The organism is Halorubrum miltondacostae, assembly GCF_041379815.1.
Classification (GTDB): Archaea; Halobacteriota; Halobacteria; order Halobacteriales; family Haloferacaceae; genus Halorubrum; species Halorubrum miltondacostae.
Genome location: NZ_JBEDNY010000003.1, coordinates 160,292 through 186,890 on the forward strand (window position 1 = coordinate 160,292; position 26,599 = coordinate 186,890).

General features: G+C 69.3%; 26 protein-coding genes. 12 read left to right on the top strand and 14 right to left on the bottom strand.

The genetic code is table 11. The features are described 5' to 3' along the window. Positions 1-28 precede the first annotated feature (28 nt). From acs to ABNG04_RS09855, 5 genes are all read left to right on the top strand, one after another. On the top strand, positions 29-2,023 hold the full coding sequence (gene acs / locus ABNG04_RS09835) for an acetate--CoA ligase (RefSeq protein ID WP_371162231.1): 1,995 nt from the start codon (positions 29-31) through the stop codon (positions 2,021-2,023). Positions 2,024-2,131: 108 nt separating this feature from the next. After that, positions 2,132-2,632 (top strand): DUF4212 domain-containing protein, encoded by a 501-nt coding sequence (locus ABNG04_RS09840; RefSeq protein ID WP_371162233.1) that lies wholly within the window; start codon positions 2,132-2,134, stop codon positions 2,630-2,632. Beyond that, complete coding sequence (locus ABNG04_RS09845; protein WP_371162235.1) at positions 2,629-4,410, top strand: sodium:solute symporter family transporter; 1,782 nt, start codon at positions 2,629-2,631, stop codon at positions 4,408-4,410. Before ABNG04_RS09840 ends, ABNG04_RS09845 begins: the two co-directional genes overlap by 4 nt. Then, positions 4,410-4,871, top strand: coding sequence for a universal stress protein (locus ABNG04_RS09850; protein ID WP_371162237.1), 462 nt, complete (start codon positions 4,410-4,412; stop codon positions 4,869-4,871). Before ABNG04_RS09845 ends, ABNG04_RS09850 begins: the two co-directional genes overlap by 1 nt. A gap of 106 nt (positions 4,872-4,977) precedes the next feature. After that, entirely contained in the window at positions 4,978-5,253 is a 276-nt protein-coding gene (locus ABNG04_RS09855; protein WP_371162239.1) for a DUF8119 family protein, read from the top strand. Positions 5,254-5,287: 34 nt separating this feature from the next. Here ABNG04_RS09855 and ABNG04_RS09860 read toward each other — a convergent pair whose 3' ends face one another. Beyond that, positions 5,288-5,944, bottom strand: coding sequence for an NAD-dependent epimerase/dehydratase family protein (locus ABNG04_RS09860; RefSeq protein ID WP_371162240.1), 657 nt, complete (start codon positions 5,942-5,944; stop codon positions 5,288-5,290). A gap of 84 nt (positions 5,945-6,028) precedes the next feature. Further along, positions 6,029-8,695 (bottom strand): heavy metal translocating P-type ATPase, encoded by a 2,667-nt coding sequence (locus ABNG04_RS09865; protein WP_371162242.1) that lies wholly within the window; start codon positions 8,693-8,695, stop codon positions 6,029-6,031. Positions 8,696-8,874: 179 nt separating this feature from the next. On the opposite strand from ABNG04_RS09865, the gene ABNG04_RS09870 reads away from it, so the two are divergent. Continuing rightward, entirely contained in the window at positions 8,875-9,069 is a 195-nt protein-coding gene (locus ABNG04_RS09870) for a cold-shock protein (protein WP_004045866.1), read from the top strand. Between the two features lie 171 nt (positions 9,070-9,240). Then, positions 9,241-9,801 carry a hypothetical protein gene (locus tag ABNG04_RS09875; protein WP_371162244.1) on the top strand — a complete coding sequence of 187 codons (561 nt, stop codon included), beginning with the start codon at positions 9,241-9,243 and terminating at the stop codon, positions 9,799-9,801. A gap of 25 nt (positions 9,802-9,826) precedes the next feature. Here the strand turns inward: ABNG04_RS09875 and ABNG04_RS09880 are convergent, their stop codons facing one another. Both ABNG04_RS09880 and ABNG04_RS09885 read right to left on the bottom strand, forming a co-directional pair. After that, a complete protein-coding gene (locus tag ABNG04_RS09880) occupies positions 9,827-10,786 on the bottom strand; it encodes an oxidoreductase (RefSeq protein WP_371162246.1) in 960 nt (319 codons plus the stop codon). A 143-nt stretch (positions 10,787-10,929) separates the two neighbouring features. Beyond that, complete coding sequence (locus ABNG04_RS09885) at positions 10,930-11,157, bottom strand: hypothetical protein (protein ID WP_371162248.1); 228 nt, start codon at positions 11,155-11,157, stop codon at positions 10,930-10,932. A gap of 211 nt (positions 11,158-11,368) precedes the next feature. Here ABNG04_RS09885 and ABNG04_RS09890 point away from each other — a divergent pair, with 211 nt between their 5' ends. Further along, positions 11,369-13,831: a DNA topoisomerase VI subunit B gene (locus ABNG04_RS09890; RefSeq protein WP_371162250.1), complete on the top strand. Its 2,463-nt coding sequence runs from the start codon at positions 11,369-11,371 to the stop codon at positions 13,829-13,831. Continuing rightward, entirely contained in the window at positions 13,832-14,917 is a 1,086-nt protein-coding gene (locus ABNG04_RS09895) for a DNA topoisomerase IV subunit A (protein WP_371162252.1), read from the top strand. 29 nt (positions 14,918-14,946) lie between these two features. Here the strand turns inward: ABNG04_RS09895 and ABNG04_RS09900 are convergent, their stop codons facing one another. Then, on the bottom strand, positions 14,947-15,183 hold the full coding sequence (locus tag ABNG04_RS09900; RefSeq protein WP_371162254.1) for a CDGSH iron-sulfur domain-containing protein: 237 nt from the start codon (positions 15,181-15,183) through the stop codon (positions 14,947-14,949). Positions 15,184-15,289: 106 nt separating this feature from the next. On the opposite strand from ABNG04_RS09900, the gene msrB reads away from it, so the two are divergent. Further along, positions 15,290-15,700: a peptide-methionine (R)-S-oxide reductase MsrB gene (gene msrB / locus ABNG04_RS09905; RefSeq protein ID WP_371162255.1), complete on the top strand. Its 411-nt coding sequence runs from the start codon at positions 15,290-15,292 to the stop codon at positions 15,698-15,700. Between the two features lie 27 nt (positions 15,701-15,727). Here msrB and ABNG04_RS09910 read toward each other — a convergent pair whose 3' ends face one another. The 5 genes from ABNG04_RS09910 to ABNG04_RS09930 all read right to left on the bottom strand — a co-directional run bounded on the left by ABNG04_RS09910 (position 15,728) and on the right by ABNG04_RS09930 (position 19,744). Next, entirely contained in the window at positions 15,728-16,480 is a 753-nt protein-coding gene (locus tag ABNG04_RS09910; protein ID WP_371162257.1) for a sensor histidine kinase, read from the bottom strand. 68 nt (positions 16,481-16,548) lie between these two features. Beyond that, positions 16,549-17,703: an acyl-CoA dehydrogenase family protein gene (locus ABNG04_RS09915; RefSeq protein ID WP_371162258.1), complete on the bottom strand. Its 1,155-nt coding sequence runs from the start codon at positions 17,701-17,703 to the stop codon at positions 16,549-16,551. A 79-nt stretch (positions 17,704-17,782) separates the two neighbouring features. After that, positions 17,783-18,100 carry an antibiotic biosynthesis monooxygenase family protein gene (locus ABNG04_RS09920; RefSeq protein ID WP_371162260.1) on the bottom strand — a complete coding sequence of 106 codons (318 nt, stop codon included), beginning with the start codon at positions 18,098-18,100 and terminating at the stop codon, positions 17,783-17,785. Between the two features lie 19 nt (positions 18,101-18,119). Next, on the bottom strand, positions 18,120-19,259 hold the full coding sequence (locus ABNG04_RS09925) for a pyridoxal phosphate-dependent aminotransferase (protein WP_371162262.1): 1,140 nt from the start codon (positions 19,257-19,259) through the stop codon (positions 18,120-18,122). Further along, positions 19,256-19,744 carry an Lrp/AsnC family transcriptional regulator gene (locus tag ABNG04_RS09930; protein ID WP_371162264.1) on the bottom strand — a complete coding sequence of 163 codons (489 nt, stop codon included), beginning with the start codon at positions 19,742-19,744 and terminating at the stop codon, positions 19,256-19,258. The genes ABNG04_RS09925 and ABNG04_RS09930 overlap by 4 nt, the downstream gene beginning before the upstream one ends. A gap of 141 nt (positions 19,745-19,885) precedes the next feature. Between ABNG04_RS09930 and ABNG04_RS09935 the strand changes: the two genes are divergently transcribed. Next, positions 19,886-20,749, top strand: a complete 864-nt coding sequence (locus ABNG04_RS09935) for an aldo/keto reductase (protein ID WP_371162266.1) — start codon at positions 19,886-19,888, stop codon at positions 20,747-20,749. A 29-nt stretch (positions 20,750-20,778) separates the two neighbouring features. Here the strand turns inward: ABNG04_RS09935 and ABNG04_RS09940 are convergent, their stop codons facing one another. Both ABNG04_RS09940 and ABNG04_RS09945 read right to left on the bottom strand, forming a co-directional pair. Further along, a complete protein-coding gene (locus ABNG04_RS09940) occupies positions 20,779-21,594 on the bottom strand; it encodes a hypothetical protein (protein ID WP_371162268.1) in 816 nt (271 codons plus the stop codon). Positions 21,595-21,672: 78 nt separating this feature from the next. Then, positions 21,673-23,025, bottom strand: a complete 1,353-nt coding sequence (locus ABNG04_RS09945; RefSeq protein ID WP_371162270.1) for an adenylosuccinate synthase — start codon at positions 23,023-23,025, stop codon at positions 21,673-21,675. Between the two features lie 294 nt (positions 23,026-23,319). Between ABNG04_RS09945 and ABNG04_RS09950 the strand changes: the two genes are divergently transcribed. Further along, on the top strand, positions 23,320-23,625 hold the full coding sequence (locus tag ABNG04_RS09950) for a hypothetical protein (protein WP_004045854.1): 306 nt from the start codon (positions 23,320-23,322) through the stop codon (positions 23,623-23,625). 71 nt (positions 23,626-23,696) lie between these two features. On the opposite strand, the gene ABNG04_RS09955 is transcribed toward ABNG04_RS09950, so the two are convergent. Both ABNG04_RS09955 and ABNG04_RS09960 read right to left on the bottom strand, forming a co-directional pair. Next, positions 23,697-25,961 carry a DUF7527 domain-containing protein gene (locus ABNG04_RS09955; protein ID WP_371162271.1) on the bottom strand — a complete coding sequence of 755 codons (2,265 nt, stop codon included), beginning with the start codon at positions 25,959-25,961 and terminating at the stop codon, positions 23,697-23,699. 127 nt (positions 25,962-26,088) lie between these two features. Beyond that, positions 26,089-26,562 carry an NUDIX hydrolase gene (locus ABNG04_RS09960; RefSeq protein ID WP_371162272.1) on the bottom strand — a complete coding sequence of 158 codons (474 nt, stop codon included), beginning with the start codon at positions 26,560-26,562 and terminating at the stop codon, positions 26,089-26,091. Positions 26,563-26,599 lie beyond the last annotated feature (37 nt).

The window sequence follows — 26,599 nt, forward strand, 5'->3', positions numbered from 1 at the left end:
GCCGATATGGGCTGGATACGACCGTATCATGACAGAGGAGGACGGCCAACTGGAAGCGAGACTCGCGGAACAGGAAGTATTCGAGCCGTCGGAGTCGTTCGTCGAGCAGGCGAACGTCTCCGACCCGGAGATATACAAGGAGTTCGAGGAGAACTGGCCGGAGTGTTGGGAGGCGGCCGCCGACCTGCTGGAGTGGGAAACCGACTACGACCAGGTGCTCGACGACGGCAACCCGCCCTTCTACGAGTGGTTCACGGGCGGCGAGCTGAACGCGTCGGCGAACTGCCTCGACCGGCACCTCGACGACCGCGGCGACGAGGTCGCCATCGAGTGGGTCGGCGAGCCCGTCGACGAGGACGACCGCTCGTACACCTACGCGGAACTCCACCGCGAGGTGAACGAGTTCGCCGCCGCCCTTCGGGAGCAGGGCGTCGAGGAGGACGACGTCGTCACGATGTACATGCCGATGATCCCGGAGCTGCCGATCGCGATGCTGGCGTGCGCCCGCATCGGCGCGCCCCACAGCGTCGTGTTCGCCGGGTTCTCGGCCGACGCGCTCGCGACGCGGATGAACGCCGCGGAGTCAGAGTACCTCGTCACCTGCGACGGCTACTACCGCCGCGGCGACCCGCTCGACCACCTCGACAAGGCGAACGAGGGGCTCGCGGGCGTCGACCACGACACCACGACCGTCGTCGTCGACCGGCTCGGCCCGAACGGCGACGACTTCGGGCACGACCTCGCCGACGACCAGGTCGACTACGACGAGGTCGTCGCCGCCCACGAGGGCGCCGAGGTCGAGCCGGTCACCCGCGACGCCGAGGACATGCTGTTCCTGATGTACACCTCGGGGACGACGGGCAAGCCGAAGGGGGTGAAACACACGACCGGCGGGTACCTCTCGTGGGTGTCGTGGACCTCGCAGTCCGTGCTCGACATCGAGCCGGATGACACGTACTTCTGCTCGGCCGACATCGGCTGGATCACCGGGCACTCGTACATCGTCTACGGCCCGCTCGCGCTCGGGACGACGACGATGATGTACGAGGGGACGCCGGACCACCCCGAGCGCGACCGCCTCTGGGAGATCGTCGAGGAGTACGACGCGACCCAGCTGTACACCGCGCCGACGGCGATCCGCGCGTTCATGAAGTGGGGGCCGGAGTTCCCGGACAGCCACGACCTCTCGTCGCTGCGGCTGCTCGGGACGGTCGGCGAGCCGATCAACCCGCGCGCCTGGAAGTGGTACTACAAGCACATCGGCGACGAGGAGTGCCCCATCGTCGACACGTGGTGGCAGACCGAGACCGGTGGGATGATGGTGACCACGCTCCCCGGCGTCAAGGACATGAAGCCCGGCGCGGCGGGGCCGCCGCTGCCGGGGTTGGACGTCCAGATCCTCGACACGATGGGCGAGGAGGTCGAACCGGGGAAGGCCGGCTACCTCACGGTCCAGAAGCCGTGGCCCGGCATGCTCCGGACGCTGTATAACAACGACGAGCGCTACATCCAGGAGTACTGGGCGGAGTACTCCGACACCGACAGCGACGACCCCGACGACTGGGTGTACTTCCCGGAGGACGGCGCGAAGATCGACGACGACGGCTACATCACCGTCCTCGGCCGCGTGGACGACGTGCTCAACGTCTCCGGGCACCGGCTCGGGACGATGGAGATCGAGTCCGCGATCGTCGGCGTCGAGGGCGTCGCGGAGGCCGCCGTCGTCGGGGGCGACCACGACATCAAGGGCGAAGCGGTGTACGCCTACGTGACGACGGAGGACGACTACGAGGGGACAGACGAGCTCCGCGACGCGATCGTCGCGGGCGTCGAGGACGCGATCGGCCCGATCGCCCGGCCGGAGCAGGTCGTGTTCACGCCCGACCTGCCGAAGACGCGGTCCGGGAAGATCATGCGCCGCCTGCTGGAGAACATTGCGGACGGCGACGAGCTCGGGAACACGAGCACGCTCCGGAACCCCGAGATCGTCGAGGAGATCCAGCGGAAGGCCGACGCCGACTAGCGCTCGGCGAGCCGTTTTCGAGCCGTTCCACGCGCCACCACGACACTCCGCACGACGGCAACTATCACGAATAACTCAGATAAACAAACGGTTGACATACGACAAAACATGACAGAGAATACCTCGCGCGAACGAGACGACGTGGTCACCGACGGGGGCCGCGCAACCGACGACGCGGTCACCGATGGTGGCCGCGCAACTGACGACGCGGCCACCGACGGCGGCGTCGCGTCCGCCGGAGCCGCACAGACGCACAGGGACACCGACTACCTCAGCCAGGAGGTGAACCTGCTGAAACCGAGCACCGCGTACATGCGGGACCATCTCAGGATCGTCTGGGCCGGGTTCATCGTCTGGGCGCTCGCCGTCTTCGGTCCGGTGACGCTGACGATGCTCGCGCCGGAGCCGATGACGACGACGACGGTTCCGGTACTCGGGTTCCCCCTCCATTACTTCCTCGTCGGCTTCGGAGCGCCGACGAGCGCGCTCGTCTTGGCGGCCCTCTACGCCCGTCAGCGCGATAAGCTAGACGAGAAGTACGGCATCGAGCACGGCGCTGCCGAGCCAGCGGACACCGGAAGCGCTGACGACGGAGGGCAGCAGGAATGATGGCCCCGCTCCAAGCCGAGGCGCTCGACATCTCGTTCAAGCTCCTCCCGGCGATCATCGTCTTCCTGATGATGGCCTCGTTCCTCGTCATCGGGTTCGTGTTCAAGGTGGCGGACGCCGAGGGCATGTGGGTCGCCGGCCGGGGTATCGGCAACATCGAGAACGGGATGGCGATCGGCGCCAACTGGATGTCGGCCGCCTCGTATCTCGGGCTCGCGGGGCTGGTCGCGCTGTCCGGCTTCTACGGGCTGGCGTTCATCGTCGGCTGGACCACCGGCTACTTCGTCCTGCTCATCTTCCTTGCGGCGCAGATGCGCCGGTTCGGAAAGTACACCGCTCCTGACTTCGTCGCGGACCGGTTCAACTCGCCGATGGCGCGCGCGCTGGCCGCGTTCACCACGCTGCTCATCGCGTACGTCTACTCGGTGGGCCAGGCCCGCGGGATGGGGCTCGTCGGCCAGTACGTCTTCGGGCTCGACATCGTCCCGATGATCGTTGTGATGATGACCATCACCGTCGGCTACCTCGCGCTCTCGGGCATGCTGGGCGCGACGAAGAACATGGCCGTCCAGTACGTCATCCTCATCGTCGCCTTCCTCGCGGGCGTCTACGTCGTCGGCTTCTCGCAGGGGTACTCGACGATACTCCCGCAGATCGAGTACGGCGCCCTGTTCAGCGAACTCAGCCGGCAGTTCTCCGAACCGTTCATCGGCGGGAGCGGCTACTACCTCTGGGTCGCGACGGCGTTCTCGCTCATCTTCGGGACCTGCGGGCTCCCGCACGTCTTGGTCCGGTTCTACACGGTCAAAAACGAGCGGACGGCCCGCTGGTCGACGGTCTCGGGGCTGTTCTTCATCATGCTCCTGTACTGGGCCGCGCCGGCGATGGCCGCCTTCGGCGTCGACCTGTTCGCCGCGGTCAACGGCATCTCCCCGGACGCCGTCTACAGCGGGCAACAGGCGATGTCCGGCGCGGAGGGCGACGTCATCGTCGTGCTGGCCGCCCAGTTCGCGGACCTGCCGCGCTGGTTCGTCGGGCTGGTCGCCGCCGGCGGCATGGCCGCGGCCATCGCGACGACGGCCGGCCTGTTCATCACGGCCTCCTCGGCCGTCGCGCACGACATCTACTCGGAGCTCATCAATCCGGACGCGACCCAGCGCCAGCAGGTGCTCATCGGGCGGGCGACCATCGTCGGCATCGGCGCCTTAGTCACCGTCACCGCCTTCAACCCGCCGGCGCTCATCGGCGAACTCGTCGCCTACGCGTTCTCGCTCGCCGGCACCGTGCTGTTCCCGATGTTCTTCCTCGGACTGTGGTGGGAGAACACCAACCGCCAAGGGGCGCTCGCGGGGATGACCGTCGGGCTACTACTGTGGATCACCTCGATCATCAACAGCGTCCTGCCGGCGTACGTGGGCTTCCTCGCCGACGTCGCCGGCGGATCCGGACAGGCGATCATCCCGATCTACGCCCAGTACGTCCCGCCGATCGGCGCCGCCCTCGTCGGGACGCCGCTCGTGTTCCTCGTGACCATCGCCGTCTCGATGGCGACGCCGGAACCCCCGCTGGAGACCAAGCGGATGGTCCGCCAGTGTCACAGCCCCGAGCCGATGGGACAACAGCAGACCGCGGAGGACATCGTCGCCGACGGCGGCGAGGAGATGGCCGCCGACGGCGGTCGCGCAGCGGACGACGGGACCGCGGATGGTGGTCGCGCGACTGACGACGCGGCCGCCGAGGGCGACCGCGCAGACGACGGAACGACGGAGGGGCGATGATGTACGACCGAATTCTTGTCCCCACCGACGGAAGCGACGTCGCGGAGGCCGCCGTCGACCACGCGCTCGACCTCGCGGAGAAGTACGACGCCGAGGTCCACGCGCTGTACGTGGTCGACATCGACTCCGTGAACATCAGCCTCGGGACCGAACAGGTCGACCGCATCAAGCAGGGCCGGTTCGACGAGATGGGCGAACTGAAAGAACAGGCGGAGGCGGCGACCGCCGTGGTCGCTGACCGCGGCGAGGAGCGCGGCGTCGACGTCGTCGAACACGTCGCCGGCGGGCGGCCGCACGCGGTGATCGCCGACTACGCCGAGGACAACGACGTCAGCCTGATCGTGATGGGGAGCCACGGTCGCGCGGGCGTCCGCCGCGCGCTGCTCGGGAGCGTCACCGAGCGGACCCTCCGCTCCACGCACGTCCCGGTCCTCGTCGTCGATTACCTCGACGGGGACTGACCCCGGAGGGTCGGTTCGCCCGTCGACGGACGGATTCGCCTCGCCGCGCGGCCGACGCCGCCCGGTTTCGCAACACCGACGTACCCCGCTCATACACACTCACATCATGCCCGACCCGGACGCCGTCGAGACGCCGGACGACCAGCAGACCGACCCGAGCGTCGCCGACCGCGCCAGGCACGTGCTCAGCGAGAACGGGACCGGGATGCTTCAGGACCTGCTGTTCGCGGTCGTCTGGGTGGGTGTCGCGTCGGCGCTGTACAACGTCGCGTTTCCGACGGCGCCGCAGTGGGTACTGTACATGTTCATGGTGGCGGGGATCCCGGCGTACTTCGGCTTCTTCATTTCATTGGAGATCGCCAAGGAGCAGAGCGACCGCTGAGCCTGAGTCGTCGGGTCGGCGGTCTGCGTCTTTCTCATCCCGCGAGGTCGCGGATGTCCGAGACGTCGAGCAGCCGCTCTTCCGGTTCCAGCGCGGCGCGGTACATCGCCCGCGCGACGGTGTCGACGGAGAGCGGCCGCGACTCGCCGAGCCGCGACGCGATGGGCGGCGCGCTCGCGGCGAACCGGAGGACGCGGTCGGCGACGTCGGGGATGTGCGGCTGCCCCTCGCCGTACACCGGCCCCGGCCGGACGCTGACGGTGTCGAGGTCGAGGTCGACGATGGCCGCCTCGGCGCGCCGCTTGGCCGTCAGGTAGGCGTTCCGGACGCCCGGGGGCTTCACCGCCGCCGACACGAAGACGAACGCGTCCGCGCCGGCGCGCTCGGCCTCCAGCGCCGTGAGGACGGCCGCGTCGCCGTTGACGCGCTCGAAGGTGACGCCTTCCGATGGCGTCTCGGTGAGCGCGCCCACTGCGTGAACTACTGCGTCGACGCCGTCGAGGCGGTCGCGCCAGGCGTTGGGGCTGAAGAGGTCGGCGCTCGTCCACGAGACGTCGTCCACCCACGGCTCGTCGAGGTCCGGGCGGCCGCTCCGCGAGAGGCTGCGCACCTCGTGGTCGTCGCGGACCGCGAACCGGCAGACGCCGCGCCCGATGAAGCCGCTGCCGCCGACGACGAGGAGGGTCGACATGTGGCGGCGTACGCGCCGCCCCGTCTTGTGGTTTCGGGACCGCGGACTGGAGTAGGGAAACGGACCGGCGGGAGGGGACAGCCCTCAGCGCCGCAGGAACCCCAAGAGCGCGTAGTCGCGGTCGGGGTCGTACCGCCGGAAGAGCAGGCTGTTCGTCAGCACCGAGACGGACGAGATCGCCATCGCCCCGGCCGCGAGGGCCGGCTGGAGGAGCCCGAGCGACGCGAGCGGGATCATCGCCGTGTTGTAGCCGAGCGCCCACACGAGGTTCTGTTTGATCTTCTGGAGCGTCGCGTCGGAGACGCGGATCGCCTTCGCGACGTCGAGCGGGTCGTCGCGCATCAGCGTCACGTCGGCGGCCTCGATGGCGACGTCGGTCCCGGAGCCGATAGCGGTCCCGACGTGCGCGACCGCCAGCGCCGGCGCGTCGTTGACGCCGTCGCCGACCATCATCGCCTTTCGACCGTCGCTCTGAATCGCCTCGACCGCATCGGACTTGTCCTCGGGGAGAACGCCGGCCCGGACGTTCTCGGGGTCGATCCCCACTTGCTCGGCCACCGCGCGGGCCGTGCGTTCGTTGTCGCCCGTGATCATCATCACGTCGACGCCGCGGTCACGGAGCTGCCCCACCGCGTCCTTCGCGCTCGGCTTCACCGTGTCCGCGTCCGCGACGACGCCGAGGAGCTCCCCGTCGTCCGCACCGGCGGGGATCCGGGCGACGAGCATCGCCGTCTTCCCCTCGCGTTCGAGCCGCTCCATCGTCTCCGCGGCGGGTGCGGGGTCGACGCCGGCGTCGCGCAGCAGCTTCCGGTTCCCGACGAGCACCTCGTCGCCCGCCACGGTGGCGCGGACCCCGTGGCCGGGGACGTTCTCGAACGACTCGGGGTCGTCGAGGTCGAGCCCGCGCGCCTCGGCCCCGTCGACGATCGCCCGGGCGAGGGGGTGTTCGCTGCCGCGCTCCGCGCTCGCAGCGAGGCGGAGGATCTCGTCTTCGGCCGTCGTCGCCGAGTCGTCCGCCGTCGCCGAGTCGTCCGTCGCCGCCCCGTCGTCGCGCTCGGTGACGGCGCCGCCGTCGGGCACCTCGCCGACCGCGACCACGTCGGTGAGTTCCATCTCGCCCCGCGTGAGCGTCCCCGTCTTGTCGAAGACGACCGTGTCGACGTCCTTCGCGCGCTCGAGGACGTCGCCGCCCTTGAACAGGACGCCGTTCTGCGCGCCGATGGTGGTCCCGACCATCGTCGCGGCCGGGGTCGCGAGCCCGAGCGCGCACGGACAGGCGATCAGGACCGCGGACGCGAAGACGACGACCGCGAACTCGAACACGGAGACGGTGCCGCCGACCGTCGCCGGCCCGCCCGCGACCTGCCCCCAGAGCGGAAGTCGGTCGGCGAACGCCGCGAGCGTCTCGGGGAAGAGGAACCAGACGACGCCCCACAGCAGGGCGTTCGCGATCACCGCGGGCACGAAGTACGCGGAGATGCGGTCCGCGAGGTTCTGGATGTCGGGCTGGCGGGACTGCGCCTCCTTCACCGTCTGGACGATCTGCTGGAGCGCGGTGTCCGCGCCGACCTTCGTCGCCTCGACGACGAGGAGCCCGTTCTCGTTAATCGTGGAGCCGACGACCTCGTCGCCCTCCCCCTTCTCGACCGGGACCGACTCGCCGGTCACCATCGACTCGTCGACCGCGGACTGCCCCTCGACGACGACGCCGTCGGTCGGGACCTGCTCGCCCGGGCGGACCTTCATCCGGCCGCCGACCGAGACGTCCTCGACCGGGACCTCGCGTTCGGTCCCGTCGTCGTCGATGAGAGTGGCGGTGTCGGCCTCCATCTCCAGCAGCTTCCGGAGCGCGTCACCGGCCTGCCCCTTGGAGCGTGCCTCGAGGTAGTTCCCGAGTGTGATGAAGACGAGGATGAGCGCGGCCGTGTCGAAGTAGACGCTCCCGGCGACCAGATCGAGGAGGACGGCGACGGAGTAGACGTACGCGGTCGTCGAGCCGAGGGCGATCAGCACGTCCATGTTGGCCCGCCCGTTCGTGGCGAGGGCATTGTAGGAGTTCATGTAGAACGGCCGGCCGAGCACGACTTGGACCGGCGTCGCGAACGCGAACGCGACCCAGTGGATCCCGACGCCGAAGAGCCGGTCTGGCACGACCGCGCCCCCGAGCAGGAAGTTGTCGACGAGCATGAAGAGGAGCGGGGCGGACAGCGCCGCGCCGAACAGGGTCAGGCGGAGCTGTTTGCGGATCTCCGCGTTCCGGGCCGCGTCGCGCGCGCTCTCCCCGGCGTCTCCGCCTTCCCTGTCCGCGTCGCCAGCGTCGCCGCCCTCGCTCTCACGGACCGGCGAGTAGCCGGCGTCCTCGACGGCGTCGTACAGCGCCGACCGCGAGGTCTCCGCGGGGTTGTACCGCACCTGCGCCTCGTCGGTCGCGTAGTTCACGTCGGCCTCGACGACGCCGGGCACGGACTCGAGCGCGTCGCGGTTGGCGTCCGCGCAGTTCGCGCAGGACATGTCAGTGATCGCGACGGTCGCCGTCTCCGAGACCGCCCCGTAGCCGGCGCCCTCGATCGCGTCGTAGATCTCGGCGAGCGAGGTCGCCGCCGGGTCGTACTCGACGGTCGCCTCGTCGGTGGCGTAGTTCGCGTCCGCCTGCGCGACGCCGTCGAGCGACGCCACGGCGTCCCCGACGCTCGCCGAGCAGTTGGCGCAGCTCATCCCCGTGATGTCGAGGCGAGTGGATCTGGTACTCATCTTATCTTGTACTACGGGATACTCCCTTAGTGCGTTTTCCCATTCGAAACCAAAGCCAGAGCGCCACCAAATTTTGGGATCGAAACCTATCCGCCGAGGAGAGCTAATTCAGGACGGTCACACCGCCGCGAATGCGGCACACAACACTTATATCCACGTCGGGAGACGCACTAGATGCGATGGCGACAGGCAAGGTCGACTTCTTCAACGACACCGGCGGCTACGGATTCATCGAGACTGACGACGCTGACGAGGACGTGTTCTTCCACATGGAAGACGTCGGCGGCCCGGACCTCGAAGAGGGACAGGAGGTAGAGTTCGAGATCGAGGAGGCGGACAAGGGTCCGCGCGCGACGAACCTCACTCGGCTGTAACTCGTCCGGCGGCATCCGCTACCGGCGAACTCGGACAGCTCTCGAAACGCGTTCCGCGTATATTATACCCGCGAGCGACGACTTCGTCTCGATCCCCGCCCGACGGCCTCCTCGGTCCTTGCTCCCGCCGACGGCGTCGCCGTTTTACTCGCCGAGCGACGAGCCCCCCGCATGGAGGCCGACGACTCTCGAAGCCGCCCCGACGACCTCGACGCGTTCGTCGCCGAGAATCTCGACCGCTACGCCGACACGCAGGGCGTCCTCCCCGCCCGGCTCGACGAGTTCGGCGAGCGGTACCGGTCGCAGGGGCACCTGACGCGCGAGCAGCTGTACGAGATCGCCTACGAGTCGTCCACCCGGAGCGCGTACCACGTCGAGAAGAACCCCGAGGCGCGCTGCCGAGAGGTGACGCGCAACGCCCGCGCGGTCGACGGCGACTTCTCGCCGATCCACCTCCTCACCGGGCTCGCCGGGTTCAAAGCGGCGACCGCGTCGTGCGTGTTAGCCGCCCTCGACGGCGACCGGCACGCCGTCGTCGACACGCGGGTCTGGGCGTCGTTGGAGCGGCTGGGCTACCTCGAGGGGCGCAAGGAGTCGTTCGACGCCGCCGACTACGTGACGATGATCGAGCCGATCCGCACCGTCGCCGACCAGACCGACTACCGACCGGTCGACGTGGGGTACGCGCTGTTCGCCCACGACGCGCACGTCCGGGAGGGAACCCTCCACTGACGCCGCGGGTCGGGGCGAGTTCGCCTTACAGGGGGTACTCGACGCCCGTCGCCTCCGTCGAGTACTCCCAGAGCTTCCGAGCGTCCTCGCGGTCGTAGGAGGCGTCGTTCGACCGCCCGACGGTCGGGTGGCCGCGCATGTTCATCAGGCCGCCCGGCTCGACGTACGCGCCGCCGTCGACGTCGACGGTGGCCGCGTACAGCATCGGCTCGACGCCGATCTCCGGCTCCTGACCGAGGACGGCGTTGGCGGCCTTCATCCCCACCTTCATCAGGGGGTTGCCGCTCTCGGCCGCGGTCCGCATCTGGAGGTTCGTGTCGGTGTAGCCGGGGTGGCAGGCGACGCTGCGGATCCCCGGGTTACCGTCCCCGTCGCCGGCCGCGTCGAGGCGGCGCTGGAGCTCGTAGGCGAACAGCAGGTTGGAGAGCTTGCTGCGCCCGTACGCCTTCCACTTGCCGTAGGACTGCTCCCAGTTGAGGTCGGCGAAGTCCATCTCGCCCTGCTCGTGGGCCCCGGACGACTGGGTGACGACGCGCGCGTCGCCGCCGATCCCCTCGGCGGCGTCGAGGAGGTCGAACAGCCGCCCGGTGAGCGCGAAGTGGCCGAGGTGGTTGACGCCGAACTGCGTCTCGAAGCCGTCCTCCGTCTCGCTGCGCGGGATCGCCATCACGCCGGCGTTGTTACACAGGACGTCGACCGCGTCGTAGTCGGCGGCGAGGCCGTCGGCGAACGACGCCACCGAGTCGAGCGACGCGAGGTCGCACTCCCGGACGTCGAGCTCGTCGTCGACCGCGCCGCCCGCGTCGGCGCGGATCTCGTCGGCCGCCGCCTCGGCGCGCTCGACGCTCCGGCACGCCATCACGACCGTCGCGCCCTTCGCGGCGAACTCCCGGGTCCCCTCGAAGCCGAGCCCGCTGTTCGCCCCGGTGACGACCACCGTCTTCCCGTCCAGCCGCGACATCTCGTCGGCCGTCCATCCTGACATGCTCGGACGGAGGGGCGGCACGGGCAGAAACCTGTCGGCAGGGGAACCCCCGCCCGAGAGGGCCGCTCCGGGGCAGGCCGAAGGGGGCCCCGCGGCCGGGAAGGGGACGAAGAGCCGGAGCGACTGCTCGAAATGGACCCTCCTCACCTGTCCGCCCGGTACTTGTCTGTCTCGGCCCGGTTGTCGGCCGCCGCGAGCTCGCCGGCGCTCGGCAATCTCTCCAGCGCCGCCCGGTCGAACTCCACCCCGTGGAACTTCGATCGCCCCGACGGCGTCTCGCCGGTGAACGGCCTGACCGAGCCGTCTCCGAGGTCGACGCTCCGGCCGTAGGTCGCGATCCCTTTCGGCGGGAACCCGTTCGCGGGAGACACGCCGCCTCGTTCCCCCGCTCCGGTCGGCCGACCACGGTCGACGTTCCCACCTCCGACGATCCGTCGTGATATCGAGGTTCGCGTGCGCGCCGGGGTCTGACGCGCGAGAGAGCCACACGCGCACCGCGCAGACGGCTTCTTCGGCGGGGATACACTTTCACCGCGCCGCCGGTGCGTTTTTAAGTGCCTCGGCGGAAGGAGTGAGTACCGAATGACGTCCTTCCAGTCGACGATCGGCGACGAGGAGGGGATCGCGGAGGAGCTGGCCGAGGGCCAGCGCGAGATCTCCATCGCCGAGTTCTTCGAGAAGAACAAACACATGCTCGGGTTCGACTCGGGCGCCCGGGGCCTCGTCACCGCCGTCAAGGAGGCGGTCGACAACGCCCTTGACGCGACCGAGGAGGCCGGCGTCCTCCCCGACATCTACATTGAGATCGAGGAGGTGGGCGACTACTACCGGCTCGTCATCGAGGACAACGGGCCAGGGATCACGAAAGAACAGCTCCCGAAAGTGTTCGGGAAACTCCTGTACGGCAGCCGGTTCCACGCCCGCGAGCAGTCCCGCGGGCAGCAGGGGATCGGCATCTCGGCGGCCGTGCTGTACTCGCAGCTCACCTCCGGTCAGCCGGCGAAGATCACCTCGCGGCCGAAGGGGCAGTCGCGGGCGCAGTACTTCGAGCTTATCATCGACACGGACACGAACGAGCCGGAGATCAGCGCGGACGAGGAGACGACGTGGGACCGCCCCCACGGCACCCGGATCGAGCTGGAGATGGAGGCGAACATGCGCGCCCGCCAGCAGCTCCACGACTATGTGAAACACACCGCGGTCGTCAACCCCCACGCGCGGCTCGAACTGCGCGAGCCGGGGCTCGACGAGCCGCTGAAGTTCGAGCGCGCCACCGACGAGCTCCCGGCGGAGACCGAGGAGATCCGCCCGCACCCGCACGGCGTCGAGCTCGGCACGCTGATCAAGATGCTGGAGGCGACGGAGTCGTACTCCGTCTCCGGGTTCCTCCAGGAGGAGTTCACGCGGGTCGGCAAGAAGACCGCCGACGGCGTGATCGACAACTTCCGCGACGTGTACTACGGCCGCGAGCTATCGTGGTCGCCGCCGCGCGCACACGACGACGGCGACGTCGCGAGCGCGGTCTCCGAGGCCGTCGCCAACAAGGGCGCGGAAGCGACGACGGCCTTCGCGGAGGGCGTCGCCGAGACGGTCGGGAACAACGACCGAGTCACCCGCTCCGAGCTCGCAGCGATCGTCGACAACGTCGCCGAGACGGTCGAGGGCGACACCGGCAAGACGTTCGGCGGGACCGTCCGCGAGAACGCGGTCGACGCCGGCTGGCGGGCGATTACCGGCCGCGGCGACGCGGACGACGAGGCCGCGGCGTCCGGCGACGACGGCGAGAGTGACGAGCCGGACGAGTCGCCGCTCGTTCCCGACGTCTACGCGCTGGTCGACGAGGCGACGTCGACGCGGAAGGACGACGCCGTGGTCCAGGCGATGGCCGAGGCGCTCGCGCGCCGGTTCGAGAACCTCGACGGCGACGCGTTCAGGGTGACCCGCGACGACTTCGAGCGCCTCGTCGCGGACGCGGCCTCGTTCGTCGCCGAGCAGCGCGACGCGACCTTCGGCGAGACCGCCCGCGAGAACGTCGTCGAGGCGTTCTGGTCGCGGGCGCGAACCGTGCCCGACGACCCGCCGAAGGTGAAGTCGATCGCGGGCGACCGCGACGCCGCCGCCGACCTACTCGAGGCGATGCGGACGACGGATATCCTCGCACCGCCGACCGACTGCCTCGCGCCGATCACGGCGGAGTTGGTGGAGGCCGGCCTGCGGAAAGAGTACGACGCCGATTTCTACGCGGCCGCGACCCGCGACGCCGAGGTCCACGGCGGCGACCCGTTCATCGTCGAGGCCGGCATCGCGTACGGCGGCGAGATCCCCGCCGAGGGGTCGGTCGAACTGCTCCGGTTCGCGAACCGCGTCCCGCTCGTCTACCAGCGCGGCGCCTGCGCGACGACGGACGTCATAAAGCAGATCGGCTGGCGCAACTACGGGCTCGACCAGCCCGGCGGCTCGGGGATGCCGAACGGGCCGGCCGTCATCAGCATCCACGTGGCCTCCACGAACGTCCCGTTCACCAGCGAGTCGAAGGACGCGCTCGCGAACGTCCCCGAGATCGAAGACGAGATCGAGCTCGCGGTCCGGGAGGCCGCCCGCGAGCTGAAGTCGTACCTCAACAAGCGGCGCTCGATGCAGCAGCGCCGGGAGAAGCAGGACGTGCTCGGCCGGATCCTCCCGGAGATGGCCGACAAGGTCTCGGAGGTGACGGGCCGCCCGCGACCGGACATCGACGGGGCCTTGGCGCGGATCATGAACAACGTGAGCGTCGAGCGCGAGGTGAACGGCGAGACGGTGTCGCTCGTCGTCGAGAACCACTCGGACGTGAACGAGCAGTTGGACATCACCGACATCGTCTCGACGGAGCCGACTGACCTCTCCGACGGAACGGTGGTGGACATGGACGGCGAGTGGTTCGTCCAGTGGAAGCCCGAGGTCCCCTCGGGCGACGAGCGGGAACTGACGTACGCGGTCGACGGCGACCCCGAGTTCGAGGTCAGCGTCGGCGGCGTCGAGACCGAGAAACTCACGGTGAACGACTAAATGACGACCGAAAGCGACGCACGAGACGAGCTGATCGACCTGGCCGCCGACTTCTACGACCAGTTCGCGGCGGGGTCGATCCCGGAGATGACGCTCCCCACGCGGACGAAGAGCAACATCGAGTACGACGAGGAGAGCGGCGTCTGGACGTACGGCGACCGCACCTCCACGCGCAACGCGAACTCGGTGCGGGGCGCGCGCAAGCTGCTGAAGGCCGCCTACACGATCGAGTTCCTCGCGAACCAGCTCGACGACGACCGCTCGTCGACGCTGCGTGAGCTGTACTACCTCTCCGAGTCGTGGAACAACGACGAGGCCCAGTTCAACTCCCAGGACGAGTCGAACGACCTCGTGGAGGACTTGGAGATCGTCACGGGCGTCACCCGCGAGGACTTCCACATGCGCCCGGAGGAATCGGGCGCGAAGGTGATGGGGCCCCTGGAGCTCCGCGAGCAGACCAACCGCGGCGACCGCGAGATCCACTGCCAGCTCGACGTCGGGCAGGGCGGCTACCAGATCCCGAACAACCCGGACACCATCGAGTTCCTCGACAACGACGCGGAGTTCGTCCTCTGCGTCGAGACCGGCGGGATGCGCGACCGGCTCGTCGAGAACGGGTTCGACGAGGAGCACGACGCGCTCGTGGTCCACCTCGGCGGCCAGCCCGCCCGCGCCACCCGCCGCCTGACGAAGCGCTTCCGCGACGAACTCGACCTCCCGGTCGTGGTGTTCACCGACGGCGACCCGTGGTCCTACCGGATCTACGGCTCCGTCGCGTACGGCTCGATCAAGTCCGCGCACCTCTCGAAGTACCTCGCGACGCCCGAGGCCCGGTTCATCGGGATCCAGCCCGAGGACATCGTCGAGTACGACCTCCCCTCGGACCCGCTCTCCGACTCGGACGTGAACGCCTTAGAGTCCGAGCTAGAGGACCCGCGGTTCCAGACCGACTACTGGGAAGAGCAGATCGAGCTCCAGCTCGACATCGGCAAGAAGTCCGAGCAGCAGTCGCTCGCGAGCCGCGGGCTCGACTTCGTCACCGACACCTACCTCCCCGAGCGGCTCGGGGAGATGGGCGTGATCTGAGCGGTCGCCGTCGCGTCGGCGGCCCGCGGCTACTCTCCTTCTGCGGCGAGCTCGCCGACCTCGCGGCGCTCGCCGTCTGGGTCGTCGTCCGCGTACTTGTACACGACGCCGTCTTCCTCGTCGGCCGTCGCCTTGTGCGACCCGTCACAGAGCGGCTTCGTGTCCGACAGGCCGCATTGACAGACGAATATCAGGCCGTCGTCGCCCTTGTCGTCGTCATCGAGCACCGCCGGTCCCCGCTCCTCGTGCGTGACTTCGCGCGCCATGGACGCGAGTCGGACCGCCGGCCGAATACCGTTTGGGGCGCGAACCGCGCCAGCGAGGCAGCTCGCTCGCCGCAACCCCCTTGCCCGTGGGGCGCGTATCGGTAGTATGAGCGAAACAGACGAGCGCGACCCGGCGGAGCTGACCGACGAGGAGTGGCGGGAGCGACTCTCCGACGAGGAGTACCGCGTGCTGCGCGAGAGCGGCACGGAGGCGAAGTTCTCCGGCGAGTACGTCGACCACCACCCCGAGGACGGGAAGTACGAGTGTCGCGCCTGCGGCACCGTCCTGTTCGAGGCCGAGACGAAGTTCGAGTCCGGCTGCGGCTGGCCCGCGTTCTACGCCGCCGAGGAGGAGTCGGTGACGACCACGGTGGACACCAGCCACGGGATGCGCCGCACCGAGGTCCGCTGCGCGAACTGCGACTCGCACCTCGGGCACGTGTTCGACGACGGCCCGGAGCCCACGGGGAAGCGGTTCTGTATCAACTCGGTCGCGATGGAGTACGACGACGAGTGAGCCGCCGCGACACGGCGCGTCGCGGGGTCACCCCTCGCAGAGCGGAAGACTGACCACGAAGACCGCACCCTTCGGCTCGTTGTCCTCGACCCACACGTCCCCCCCGTAGATCTCGACGAGCGACCGGACGAGGTACAGCCCGATCCCCGCGCCCGGGCTGTCGAGGCCCTTCTCCCCCTTCCCGAACACCTCGTCGCGCTGGTCTTCGGGGATCCCGGGCCCGTTGTCGGCGACGCGGACCTCGGCGACGCCCGCGTCCTCGTCGACGGTCGCCGACACCGTCACCTTCGGCGGGGCCTCGTCGTTGTGCTGGACCGCGTTCCGCAGGAGGTTGCGGAACACCGAGCTCAGCATCTCGTCGCCGACGACCTCGGCCTCGGGATACGAGCCCTCGACGGTGAAAACGGCCTCAGAGTACGCGGAACGTACCTCCTCGACCTGCTGTGAGAGGACTCGGTCGAGGGCGACGCGACTGGGTTCGGCGTCCTCGCGGAGCATCACCTCCGCGAGGTCGCGGACCGTCGTGGTGAGCGAGACGGCGCTCTGCGTGTTCCGCTTGATCACGTCGAGGTACTCTTTCCCCTCCTCGTCGACGTGTTCGTCGAGCAACTCGGCGTACGCGCCGACCAGCTGGAGGTCGTTGCGGATGTCATGTCGCATCACCTGGTTCAGTAGCTGGAGGTCGTCGCGCTGGCGCTTGAGACGCCCCTCCGGGTCCGCGTCGTCGCCGCCTCCGAACCTCGCTTGGTCCAGCTCCTCGAGAGCCTCCTCCTCGTCCATACCGACGATGTAGGCGCGCCGGGGGTTTTACATGTCGGTTGGGGACGCGCGGCGGTCCGGCCCGGAGTTTACATCCCCTCGTCGAGCAGCTCGCGGGCGACGATGTTCTTCTGGATCTCCGTGGTCCCCTCGTAGATCTGGGTGATCTTCGCGTCGCGGTAGAGCCGCTCGACGTCGTGGTCGTTGACGAAGCCGGCGCCGCCGTGGACCTGGACCGCCTCGTCGGCGACCTCGACCGCGGTCCGCGAGGCGAACTCCTTGGCCATCGACGCGAGCGCGGTCAGGTCGCCGGCCTCGTTGTCGACCGCCCAGGCGGAGCGGTAGGTGAGCCAGCGGGCGGCCTCGGTGTTCGTGTACATCTCCGCGAGCTTGTGCTTGATCGCTTGGAAGTCGGAGATGGAGCGGCCGAACTGCTCGCGCTCCTCGGCGTACTCCAGCGCGCGCTCGGCCGCGCCGCGGGCGATGCCGACGCCCTGTGCGGCGACCGCGGTGCGGGTCTCGTCGAAGAACTGCATCAGCTGGAGGAACCCCATCCCGCGCTGCCCGATGAGGTTCTCCTCCGGCACCCGCACGTCGTCGAAGCGCAGCTCCGCGGTGTCGCTCGCGCGGATGCCGAGCTTCCCGGTGATCTTGTCGCGGGTGAGTCCGTCGCGGTCCCCCTCGACGAGGATCTGCGAGTAGCCCGAATAGCGGTCGTCAACATCGGGATCGGTCTCGCAGACGACGACGAAGTAGTCGGCGACGGTGCCGTTCGTGATCCACATCTTCGAGCCGTTGATCACCCACTCGTCGCCGTCCTTCTCGGCGCGCGTCGCGACCGAGGTCACGTCCGAGCCGGCCTGCGGCTCCGAGATGGCCGATCCCATCACCGCGTCGCCCGCGGTCACCTCGGGCAGGACGTGCTCCTTCTGTGCCTCCGTGCCGAACTCCATCAGCGCCTCCGCGCCGAAGCCGGCACTGGAGATACAGAGGCCGATCCCCGGGTCGGCCGCGAACAGCTCCTCCGTGAGGATCGCGTTCTCCAGCGACGAGTAGCCGATACCGCCGTACTCGACCGGGACGTGCGGCGCGAGCAGCCCCATGTCGGCGGCCTCGTCCATCACCTCGTGCGGGTACGCCTCGTCGACGTCGTACTCCGTGGCGACCGGCCGGACCTCCTCGTCGGCGAACTTCCGCACCTCCTCGCGCAGCTGTCGTTGCTCGTCGGTCAGTTGGAACTCCATACGCGGACGATCAGGATAATACGTGATAGTTGTTAGCGAACGCCGGTGAATTCGCGAGGAGTTGTCCGTTTATCCGCCGCTAGCACTCACGCTCCTCGCGCACCTCGTAGTGGGCGGCACGGTCGTCGTACCGCGAGAGTACCTCGCGGGCGGTCGGCGGCACATGCGCTTCCCGGTACGCCTCGCCCACGAACGCCCGCACCGCGTCTAGGTCGTCGAACCGAAGGACGGTGACGAACTCGACCTCGTCGCCGTCGGAGCGGCGGAGCAGTCGCGCGCCGCGGTAGCCCTCGTTATCCGTGTCGGCGAACGCGGGGAGGATTTCCTCCCGGAGGAGCCGCTCGTACTCGTCCGCATCCTCGGGCGCCGTCCACCCGTGCCAGATCCGCTCGATCATCGCGCGTTTGTGGACTCGGTCATCGGCCCTCAACGAACGCAGCAATCCGGTCGGTCGCCTCCTTCAGCTCGCGCATCGAGGTGGCGTACGAGACGCGGAGGTGGCCCTCGCCGCCCTCGCCGAAGACGGAGCCGGGGACGACCGCGACGCCCTGCGCCTCCAGCAGTTCCTCCGCGAACGCCTCGTCGTCGCCGCCGCACTCGGGGAAGGCGTAGAACGCGCCGCCGGGCTCGAACGTGTCGAGGCCCATCTCGTTGAACCGGGAGACGACCAGCCGCCGCCGCCGGTTGTACTCCTCGACCATCTCTGCGACCTCATCGTCGCACCGGTCGAGGGCCTCGATGGCGGCGTACTGCGGCGTCGTCGGGGCCGATAGCATCGTGTACTGATGGATCCGGTTCATCGCGTCGATGGCCTCGGTCGGCCCCAGCGCGTACCCGAGCCGGAGCCCGGTCATGGCGTACGCCTTCGAGAAGCCGTTGACGACGACCGTGCGCTCGCGCATCCCCGGCTGGGTCGCCACCGACGCGTGGTCTTCGCCGTAGGTGAGCGCGGCGTATATCTCGTCGGCGACCACCCGGAGCTCGTTGTCGCGGCAGAACGCCGCGACCTTGGCGAGCTGGTCGTCGGTCATCGTCGCGCCCGTGGGATTGTTGGGGTAACAGAGGACGAGGAGGTCCGCCTCGGCCGCGCCCGCCGCTTCCAGCGACTCCCGCGTGAGCGCGAAGTCGTCCGCGGCACGCGTGGGGACGGTCAGCCGCTCGCCGCCCGTCAGCTCAATCCCCGGTCCGTAGGAGATGTACGTCGGCTCGTGGACCGCCACGGTGTCACCGGGGTCGACGAGCGCGCGGAACGCGAGGTCGACGGCCTCGCTCGCGCCGGTGGTGACGAGGACCTCCTCGGCCGGGTCGTACGACTGGTCGTAGCGCTCGTGGTGGTCCGCGATCCGTTCGCGGAGTGCCGCCATGCCGCGGTTCGCGGTGTAGGAGGTCTTCCCGCGTTCGAGCGAGTCGATCGCGGCGGTGCGGGCGCTCCACGGCGCGGAGAAGTCGGGCTCGCCGACCCCGAGCGAGATGACGTCGTCGCGCGCCTCCGCGAGCTCGAAGAACTTCCGGATCCCCGACTCGGGGAGAGTGCGCGCGCGGTCCGAGAGCCTCATGGCGACACGGAGAGGCGGTCGTCGTCGTCCCCGTCCTCGAACCGGATTCCGCCGTCCTTGTACGTCTCCATGATGTAGTGGGTCACCGTCTGGGTGACCGCCGGCATCGGCGCGACCTGCTCGGAGATGAACTCGGAGACATCCTGCATGTTCTCGCCGAGCACCTCGACGGCGAAGTCGTAGTCGCCCGAGACGAGGTGTAAGGCGTCGACCGCGGGGAACTTCGCGATGCGGTCGGCCACTTGCTCGTACCCCGTCTCGCGGTCGAGTTCGACGTTGATCTCGACGACGGCGCGGATCTTCCCCTCGTCGGCGCGGCCCCAGTCGACGACCGCCTGGTAGCCGTGGACGACGCCGTCCGCCTCCAGCGCGTCGATCGCGTCCGCTACCGCCCCCGCGTCGAGGCCCGTCTGGGCCGCGATGTCGTCGATGTCCTCGCGGGCGTTCCGCGCCAACACGTCGAGTACCTCGCGCTCGGCGTCCATACCGTACGATCGCCCGGGGGCGGTTTATGAGTAGCGACGGGCGCAAGACGAGCGAGCGGCGGACGACCGCGCGGTCCGCCGCCGACCGCCTCTCCTTCCGCCATCCCCACGGCTTTTGTCGTGGCGCGAGACGGAGCGACCATGGCTTCCGACACCAGCGGCGGACGCGACACGTTCGACATCGGCGGCGAGCTCACCGTCGACCGGCTCGGCTTCGGCGCGATGCGGGTGACCGGCGAGGACATCATCGGTCGCCCGGACGACGAGGCGGCGGCGAAGGCGGTCCTCCGGCGGGCGGTCGACCGCGGCGTCGACTTCGTCGACACCGCCGACTCCTACGGGCCGGGCGTCTCGGAGCGGCTCATCCGGGAGGCGCTCGGCGACCCCGACGACGTGGTGATCGCCTCGAAGGCCGGGCTGCTCCGCAACCGCGAGGGCGAGTGGCTCCCCCACGGCGACCCGGACTTCCTGAAGAACCAGGTGCTGTGTAGCCTCGACCGCCTCGGCACCGACACGATCGATCTCTACCAGTTCCACCGGCCAGACCCGGACACCGACTTCGAGGAGTCCGTCCACGCGTTCGCGGAGATGAAAGACGCCGGCCAGGTCGCCCACGTCGGCCTCTCGAACGTCACCGTCGAGCAGCTAGAGACCGCGATGGAGATCGTCGACATCGCGACGGTCCAGAACCGGTACGACGTCGGCCACCGCGACGACGAGGACGTACTACGTGCCTGTGAGGACTACGACGTGGGCTTCATCCCGTGGGGGCCGATGTACGCGGTCGAGGCGGAGGAGTCCGCCGCGGTCCTCGAGGAGGTCGCCGGGCGACGCGACGCGACGCCACAGCAGGTCGCGCTCGCGTGGCTCCTCGACCACTCGGACGTGACGCTGCCGATCCCGGGAACGTCGAGCGTCGACCACCTCGAGTCCAACCTCGCGGCCGCTGACCTGTCGCTGACCGACGAGGACCGCGCGGCGCTCGACGCCGTCGACCCGCAGTAGAAAGTGCGGGCACCGGTCCGCCCGGGCCGTCACTCGACCGTCTCGACCCCGGCCATCTCGGCGACCTTCAGCGCGGTCGCGGCGTTGAACGCGAGCCCCAGCGGCGCGGCGACGACCGTCGCGAGCAGGGCGCCGACCGGGCTGGTGCGAGCGACGAGACTCAGTGGGACGGAACAGAGCGCCGTGACGACCGCGACGGAGAGGAAGAACCCGATCGGCCGATGCTGATCGACGAGGTCGCGGGCGCGACCGAGGGCAGACTTGATGTCGCGGTCCTCTAAGACAAGAACGTACACCGTCGGGAAGTAGAGGTACGAGAGCACCAGCGCGGCGAGTATCGCCGCCACGAACAGCGGCGGGACGATCACGAGTGGGAGGAAGGCGGCCGCCAGCGCGAGGACGACGAGCGCCTCCAGCATCACCGTTCGGGCGCCGAACCGGCGGATGTTCGCGACGAAGTCGAACTGACCGGTCGTGACGCCGTCGGCGATGCACCCGAAGTACCCGGCGCTCAGGACTCCCGAGACGAGGACGTACGCGCCGATCAGTGGGACGAGGAGCGGGAGCGGCTCCGGTGTCCCGAACGGGAGCGATACGGACAGCCCGCCCTCGCGCGGCGCCTCGAGGAAGTTCCAGACGTCGTATCGGTAGACTGGAAACGACGCGCGGACCGAGAGGCCGTCCGCCCGCGACACCGCGAGGAGGTCACGGACCCGCAGGAGCGCCGTCGCGAGCGGGACTAACGCGAGCGGAAGTAGCCGACCGACGTGGTTTGCCGTCCGTGCGACGAGCGGTTCGGTCCGGGTGCGGTCGCGGTCGGGCGGGTCGCGGGAGGGCTCAGCCATGGCTCCGTATCTCGTGCGGGAGAAAAAAGTGTCCGTGAAGACGGGGCGGTTCGAAGAACCGCCCTCGGCTCTCGCGAGCTACTCCTCGAACGGGTTCGTCAGCTCGACCGTCTCCTCGCGGTCGGGGCCGACACCGACGGCGTAGATCGCGGTGTCGATCTCGTCGGCGAGGAACGCCAGGTAGTCGCGGGCGGCCTCGGGGAGCGCGTCGTAGCCCGCCTCGGCGACCGCCGAGGAGTCGAACGGCTCCCACGTGTCGAGCGTCTCGTACACCGGCTCGCAGCGCTCCCACCGGTCGGTGGTGGTGGGCACGGTGTCCAGTTCCTCCCCGTCGAGTTCGTATCCGGTACACACCTTCAGCTCGTCCAATCCGGCCAGCACGTCGACGTGATTGACCGCGACGCCGGTGAACCCGGAGACGCGGGCGGCGTGGCGGAGCATCGGCAGGTCGAGCCACCCGATTCTCCGTGGCCGGCCGGTGACCGTGCCGAACTCGCCGCCCTTCTCGCGGATCTCGTCGGCGAGCGCCTCCTCGTCGGCGTCCCTGTCGAGTTCGGTCGGGAGCGGTCCCTCGCCGACTCGCGAGAGGTACGCCTTCACGATGCCGACGACCTCGCCGTCGCCGACCCGCGTGACGCCGAGCCCGGAGCCGACGGCCGCGCCGCCCGCGGTCGGGTTCGACGAGGTGACGAACGGGTAGTTCCCGTGATCGACGTCGATGTGCGTCCCCTGTGCGCCCTCGAAGAGTATCTCGTCGCCCGCCTCGAATCGGCGGTGGAGGTAGTCGGAGGAGTTGACGGTCATTCCCTCGTCGGCGAGGCGCTCGCCGATCGCGGCGAACTCCTCGTGGAGCGCGTCGACGTCGAAGGCGGCCGCGCGGTCGTCGTCGTCGAGCTTGAGCCCGTACACGTCCTCGACGAGCGCGCGCTTCTGCGGGACCGCGTACTCTAGCTTCTCGCGGAGCGTGTCGGGGGCGAGCAGGTCAGCGATCCGGATCCCGCGCCGCCCCGCCTTGTCCTCGTAGGTGGGGCCGATACCGCGGCCGGTCGTGCCGACCGCGTCGCCGGCGTCGTCGTCGGCCTTGACCTCCTCTTCAATCCCGTCTAACACGCGGTGGTACGGCATGATGACGTGCGCCCGGCGGGCGACGCGCACGTCGGGGTCGAGCCCGCGCTCGCGCAGGTCGTCGATCTCGGTGAACAGCGTCTTCGGGTTGACGACGCAGCCGTTGCCGAGGATGCCCACGGTCCCCCGGACCGCGCCGCTGGGAACCAGCGAGAGTTTGTACTCCGCGCCGCCTTCGACGACGGTGTGGCCGGCGTTGTCGCCGCCCTGATAACGGACTACGACGTCCGCGTCCCCTCCCCACCGGTCGACGAGCGCGCCCTTGCCCTCGTCGCCGAGCTGGGAGCCGACGATGGTGAGTGTCATACGACCTGCCGATTCCCGGCGGGGGGTAAAACCGATTACGGTCTGCGACGGCGAGACCACCACAGACGTGGATCGGAAAACGCTCCGGAAACTGCGAATACGCTCGTTCGTGTATTCTGCGGCGCGCTCCCCTCGGCCGGTCGCACGCTGCCGGCTCCGTTCTGCTCTGGGCGCGGCCGGACGGCTTGCGATCGAACACGTTAACTACTGCCACGTCAAAGCGAGCGTTCGAGCGATTTTCGGCGGCCGTCGACAGCAACTTTTAAACGGGGGCATGACGAGTTAACATGTGGCATGATAGACCGACTAGAGAAAGAGGTAGACATGCTCGAACGTCACCTCCAAGTCCTGCGGATGGTCATCGAGAACGAGCCGATCGGCATCGTGAAGATGTCGAACGAGACCGGTTACCCCCATCACAAGGTGCGGTACTCCCTGCGCGTCCTCGAGGAGGAGAACCTTATCGAGCCCTCCAGTCAGGGCGCCATCACCACCGAGCGCACCCACGAGTTCGTCGACGAGCTCGACGAGAAGCTCGACGAGACGGTCGACAAGCTCGGTTCCATGCGTATCGACGACGCAGCGGAACTCGAGAACTGACTGGGATTCCGATTTCGCCCGCCGACGTACCTGCCGCGTTTTCCCTCGCCGCCTAGCACTCGTCGTCTCGTTTAGAGGTCGGGGACCGTCATGTGGAACCCGCCGTCGCGCGCCTCGACGAGGCACAGGTGGAACCCTCGCTTGCGCGAGAGCTTCACGAAGCTCGCCCGCTTCGAGCGGCTGAACAGGCCGCCGCCGACCGCGTCGCTCGCGGTCTCTAACGCGCCCGGCTCGAAGAAGCTCTCCGTCACCGCGAACGCTCCGGCGAACGTCTCGTTCGAGCCCGCGATGTCGCGCCCGTTCTCCACGAGCGACTCCAGCGTCCCCTCTGCCGTCGGGTCCCGGCTGTCGTTCAGGTCGGCAACGAACAGAGGGTGGCCCATCCGGTCGCGTAACACGAGGTCGAACGCGCGCTGCTCGCGAACCTCCTCGCCGCCCTCGCGGAGTTCGACGGACACCGTGCCGCCGATCTCAGCGCGGTCGACCTCGGGGAGCACGTCGTAGAGGTCGCGGAGGATCCCCTCGTTGCCGGTGCCGCGGACCTCGAACGGGAGGTCCTCGACGAGCCAGCGCGTGAAGCCGTACTCGATGGTCTCTTCGAGGAACTCATCGAACGACCGGCCCTCCACCGCGAGGCCGTCGGTCTCGAAGCTCGTGTGGTGCTCGACGCAGAGGTTCTCCCGCAGCGCCTCCCGGTCGGTGCTCCCCTCGTGCGCGTCCTCAAGGGTCGCGCCCTCCTTCGAGTCGTACCTGATGAACAGGTTCGTGCCGTTCCGCGCCTCCGCGGGCGTGAGGGTCCGCTCGGCGTCCGGAAGTCGCTCCTTCGCCTCCGAGAGTTCCTGGTGGAGCCGGTCGCGCTCGTCTCTGAGCTCGTCGACCTCCGACTCGAGCCGGTCGACCGCGTCGGCCAGCTCGTCGCGCTCCGTGGCGACCTCGTCGCGCTCGTCCGCCAGACGGTCGCGCTCGTCCGCGAGCGACTGGCGCTCCGTCTCGGCCTCCTCAAGCGCCGCCTCCAGCTTCCGGAGCCGCTCGGGGTCGGCGTCGGTCTCCTGCTCGCGCGTGTCGCGCTTCGAGACCGCCGACGGGTTCGAGGCGGACTGCGCGGTCAAGCGCGGCGACGGCGACCCGCCGTTCGGGGCCGACTCGCCGCCCTCACCACGGCCGCGATCGCTCCCCGGCCGAGACCGCTGCGAGGCTCCGGCTCGTCGATCGTCGCCGCGGGGCTCACCACCCGATTCGGACGGGTCGAGCGCCGGGATCGACTTCTGTTCCCGCCACTCGGCCTCCTCGGAGAAGACGTCCTCCGAGTCCGGTGCGTCGGCGGCCTCGCCCTTCGCGCTCGGCGCGTCCGCGGAGTCCGTCTCCGCGGCGTCCGCGCCGGGCGCTCCGCGGGGTCCGCTCGCAGACCGCTCTCGCCGGTCGGGACTGGTCGGTTCCGCGGTCTCGCCCTCCGCGGCGTCGGCGTCTCCGATCCGAACCGCGTCGGGCGTCGACCCGTTCTCCGGCTCGGCGGCCTCTCCGCTCCGGTCGGCGTCGGCGTGATCGTCCGCGGCCGCCCCGGAACCCACCGCCTGCGGCTCGTCCCGGCCCACCGACCCAGGGGAGCCGTCGTCGCGACCGACGCCTGGCGCGGGGTCGACGGCGTCCGGCGCACCGTCGGCGTCGTCTCCGGCCGGCTCGTCGAGACCGTCCGTCTCGTCACCCGACGCTTCATCACTGGTCGGGTCGTCGTCCGCGTCGGCGACGGCGACCGAGTCGGCCCCTCCGGCCCGGTCTGCGGCGTCGCTCGGACCGTCGCCGTCGGGAAACGGGCGGACGTCGAGGTCGACCTCGTACACCGTGTAGATACCGACCTCGTCGGCCGCGAGCTCAAAGGCGTCGTCGCCGGTCTCCAAGCGGCGCGCGTTGCCCACGTACGCCGCCGCCATCGACTCGCCGCCCGTGTAGGCCACGTAGTAGTCGCCGGAGAGGACGTTCTCCGACAGCTCGATGTAGCCGGTGAACCCGCCCTGCGAGAGCTTCCTGTCGGCCTCGTTCAGCGGCGTGTCGTTGGTGTAGTACTTCGCCCGCGGCTCGCCGCCGAGCTCCTGCATGGCGAACAGCACCGGGAGCGTCTCGTCGGGGGCGCGGTAGACGGTCCCCGAGGCGTCCGCGAAGGCGTCGAGCGTCCCGTCGACGACCCCGACGACGCGTCCGTCGGCGAAGAACAGCCACCCCGTCCCGTCGGTCGCCGCGCCGGAGAACCCGTCGCCGACGACCTGCCGGAGGCCCGCGAACCCGTCGGAGAACGAGCGGTCGTCCCACTCGGCGATCGCTTCCCTTCGCTGTGCGTCCATATTTGGGTGTACTTCGCCAACACCGACTCAAATACCTTCCGGACCGTGAGACAGCCGTCTGACGCTGCGACTCGCGGTTCGGCTCTGCGCTCGCCAGTGCGGTCGGGCGCTCCGGACGGCTTCTCGTTCAGCGGTCGTCGACGGCAGCGATCGCCTCTCGACCGAGGTCGACGACGTCATCCGGGAGGTCGCTCGCCGCGAGCTCGGCCGGGGTGTACCAGCGCCAGCGCGCCGGATCGACCTCGTCGTCGCCGTCGGGGGCAATCTCCCGGGAGTCCACCCGGGCGTAGTAGAGGTGGTCGATATGCTGGTGGCCCACCGACCCGTCCTCGTGGACGTTGATGTCGTGGAGCATGAGGTGGGCGGGCTCGGGGAGCCCGCGGGTGTTCGGGCCCGTGATCGCGGACTCCGCGGCGACGAGGTCGGGGGCGAGCCCCGTCTCCTCGCGGACCTCGCGGCGCGCGGCCTCGTGCGGCAGTTCATCGCGGTCGACGTGTCCGCCGGGCGGCAGCCGGATCCCGAGCCGCTCGTGTTCGTGAAGTGCCGTCGCCCCGTCGTTGACGATGTACGTCGTCGCCGTGAAGTGGCGAGTCGTCTCCATGTCAGCGGGTGGCGACGCGTCGCCTTCGCGGTTTCGG

Bases quoted from the DNA above. Each gene is read 5' to 3' on its own strand.
- acs (WP_371162231.1), top strand. From the start codon at position 29: ATGACAGAGGAGGACGGCCAACTGGAAGCGAGACTCGCGGAACAGGAA.
- ABNG04_RS09840 (WP_371162233.1), top strand. From the start codon at position 2,132: ATGACAGAGAATACCTCGCGCGAACGAGACGACGTGGTCACCGACGGG.
- ABNG04_RS09845 (WP_371162235.1), top strand. From the start codon at position 2,629: ATGATGGCCCCGCTCCAAGCCGAGGCGCTCGACATCTCGTTCAAGCTC.
- ABNG04_RS09850 (WP_371162237.1), top strand. From the start codon at position 4,410: ATGTACGACCGAATTCTTGTCCCCACCGACGGAAGCGACGTCGCGGAG.
- ABNG04_RS09855 (WP_371162239.1), top strand. From the start codon at position 4,978: ATGCCCGACCCGGACGCCGTCGAGACGCCGGACGACCAGCAGACCGAC.
- ABNG04_RS09860 (WP_371162240.1), bottom strand. From the start codon at position 5,944: ATGTCGACCCTCCTCGTCGTCGGCGGCAGCGGCTTCATCGGGCGCGGC.
- ABNG04_RS09865 (WP_371162242.1), bottom strand. From the start codon at position 8,695: ATGAGTACCAGATCCACTCGCCTCGACATCACGGGGATGAGCTGCGCC.
- ABNG04_RS09870 (WP_004045866.1), top strand. From the start codon at position 8,875: ATGGCGACAGGCAAGGTCGACTTCTTCAACGACACCGGCGGCTACGGA.
- ABNG04_RS09875 (WP_371162244.1), top strand. From the start codon at position 9,241: ATGGAGGCCGACGACTCTCGAAGCCGCCCCGACGACCTCGACGCGTTC.
- ABNG04_RS09880 (WP_371162246.1), bottom strand. From the start codon at position 10,786: ATGTCAGGATGGACGGCCGACGAGATGTCGCGGCTGGACGGGAAGACG.
- ABNG04_RS09890 (WP_371162250.1), top strand. From the start codon at position 11,369: ATGACGTCCTTCCAGTCGACGATCGGCGACGAGGAGGGGATCGCGGAG.
- ABNG04_RS09895 (WP_371162252.1), top strand. From the start codon at position 13,832: ATGACGACCGAAAGCGACGCACGAGACGAGCTGATCGACCTGGCCGCC.
- ABNG04_RS09900 (WP_371162254.1), bottom strand. From the start codon at position 15,183: ATGGCGCGCGAAGTCACGCACGAGGAGCGGGGACCGGCGGTGCTCGAT.
- msrB (WP_371162255.1), top strand. From the start codon at position 15,290: ATGAGCGAAACAGACGAGCGCGACCCGGCGGAGCTGACCGACGAGGAG.
- ABNG04_RS09910 (WP_371162257.1), bottom strand. From the start codon at position 16,480: ATGGACGAGGAGGAGGCTCTCGAGGAGCTGGACCAAGCGAGGTTCGGA.
- ABNG04_RS09915 (WP_371162258.1), bottom strand. From the start codon at position 17,703: ATGGAGTTCCAACTGACCGACGAGCAACGACAGCTGCGCGAGGAGGTG.
- ABNG04_RS09920 (WP_371162260.1), bottom strand. From the start codon at position 18,100: ATGATCGAGCGGATCTGGCACGGGTGGACGGCGCCCGAGGATGCGGAC.
- ABNG04_RS09925 (WP_371162262.1), bottom strand. From the start codon at position 19,259: ATGAGGCTCTCGGACCGCGCGCGCACTCTCCCCGAGTCGGGGATCCGG.
- ABNG04_RS09930 (WP_371162264.1), bottom strand. From the start codon at position 19,744: ATGGACGCCGAGCGCGAGGTACTCGACGTGTTGGCGCGGAACGCCCGC.
- ABNG04_RS09935 (WP_371162266.1), top strand. From the start codon at position 19,886: ATGGCTTCCGACACCAGCGGCGGACGCGACACGTTCGACATCGGCGGC.
- ABNG04_RS09940 (WP_371162268.1), bottom strand. From the start codon at position 21,594: ATGGCTGAGCCCTCCCGCGACCCGCCCGACCGCGACCGCACCCGGACC.
- ABNG04_RS09945 (WP_371162270.1), bottom strand. From the start codon at position 23,025: ATGACACTCACCATCGTCGGCTCCCAGCTCGGCGACGAGGGCAAGGGC.
- ABNG04_RS09950 (WP_004045854.1), top strand. From the start codon at position 23,320: ATGATAGACCGACTAGAGAAAGAGGTAGACATGCTCGAACGTCACCTC.
- ABNG04_RS09955 (WP_371162271.1), bottom strand. From the start codon at position 25,961: ATGGACGCACAGCGAAGGGAAGCGATCGCCGAGTGGGACGACCGCTCG.
- ABNG04_RS09960 (WP_371162272.1), bottom strand. From the start codon at position 26,562: ATGGAGACGACTCGCCACTTCACGGCGACGACGTACATCGTCAACGAC.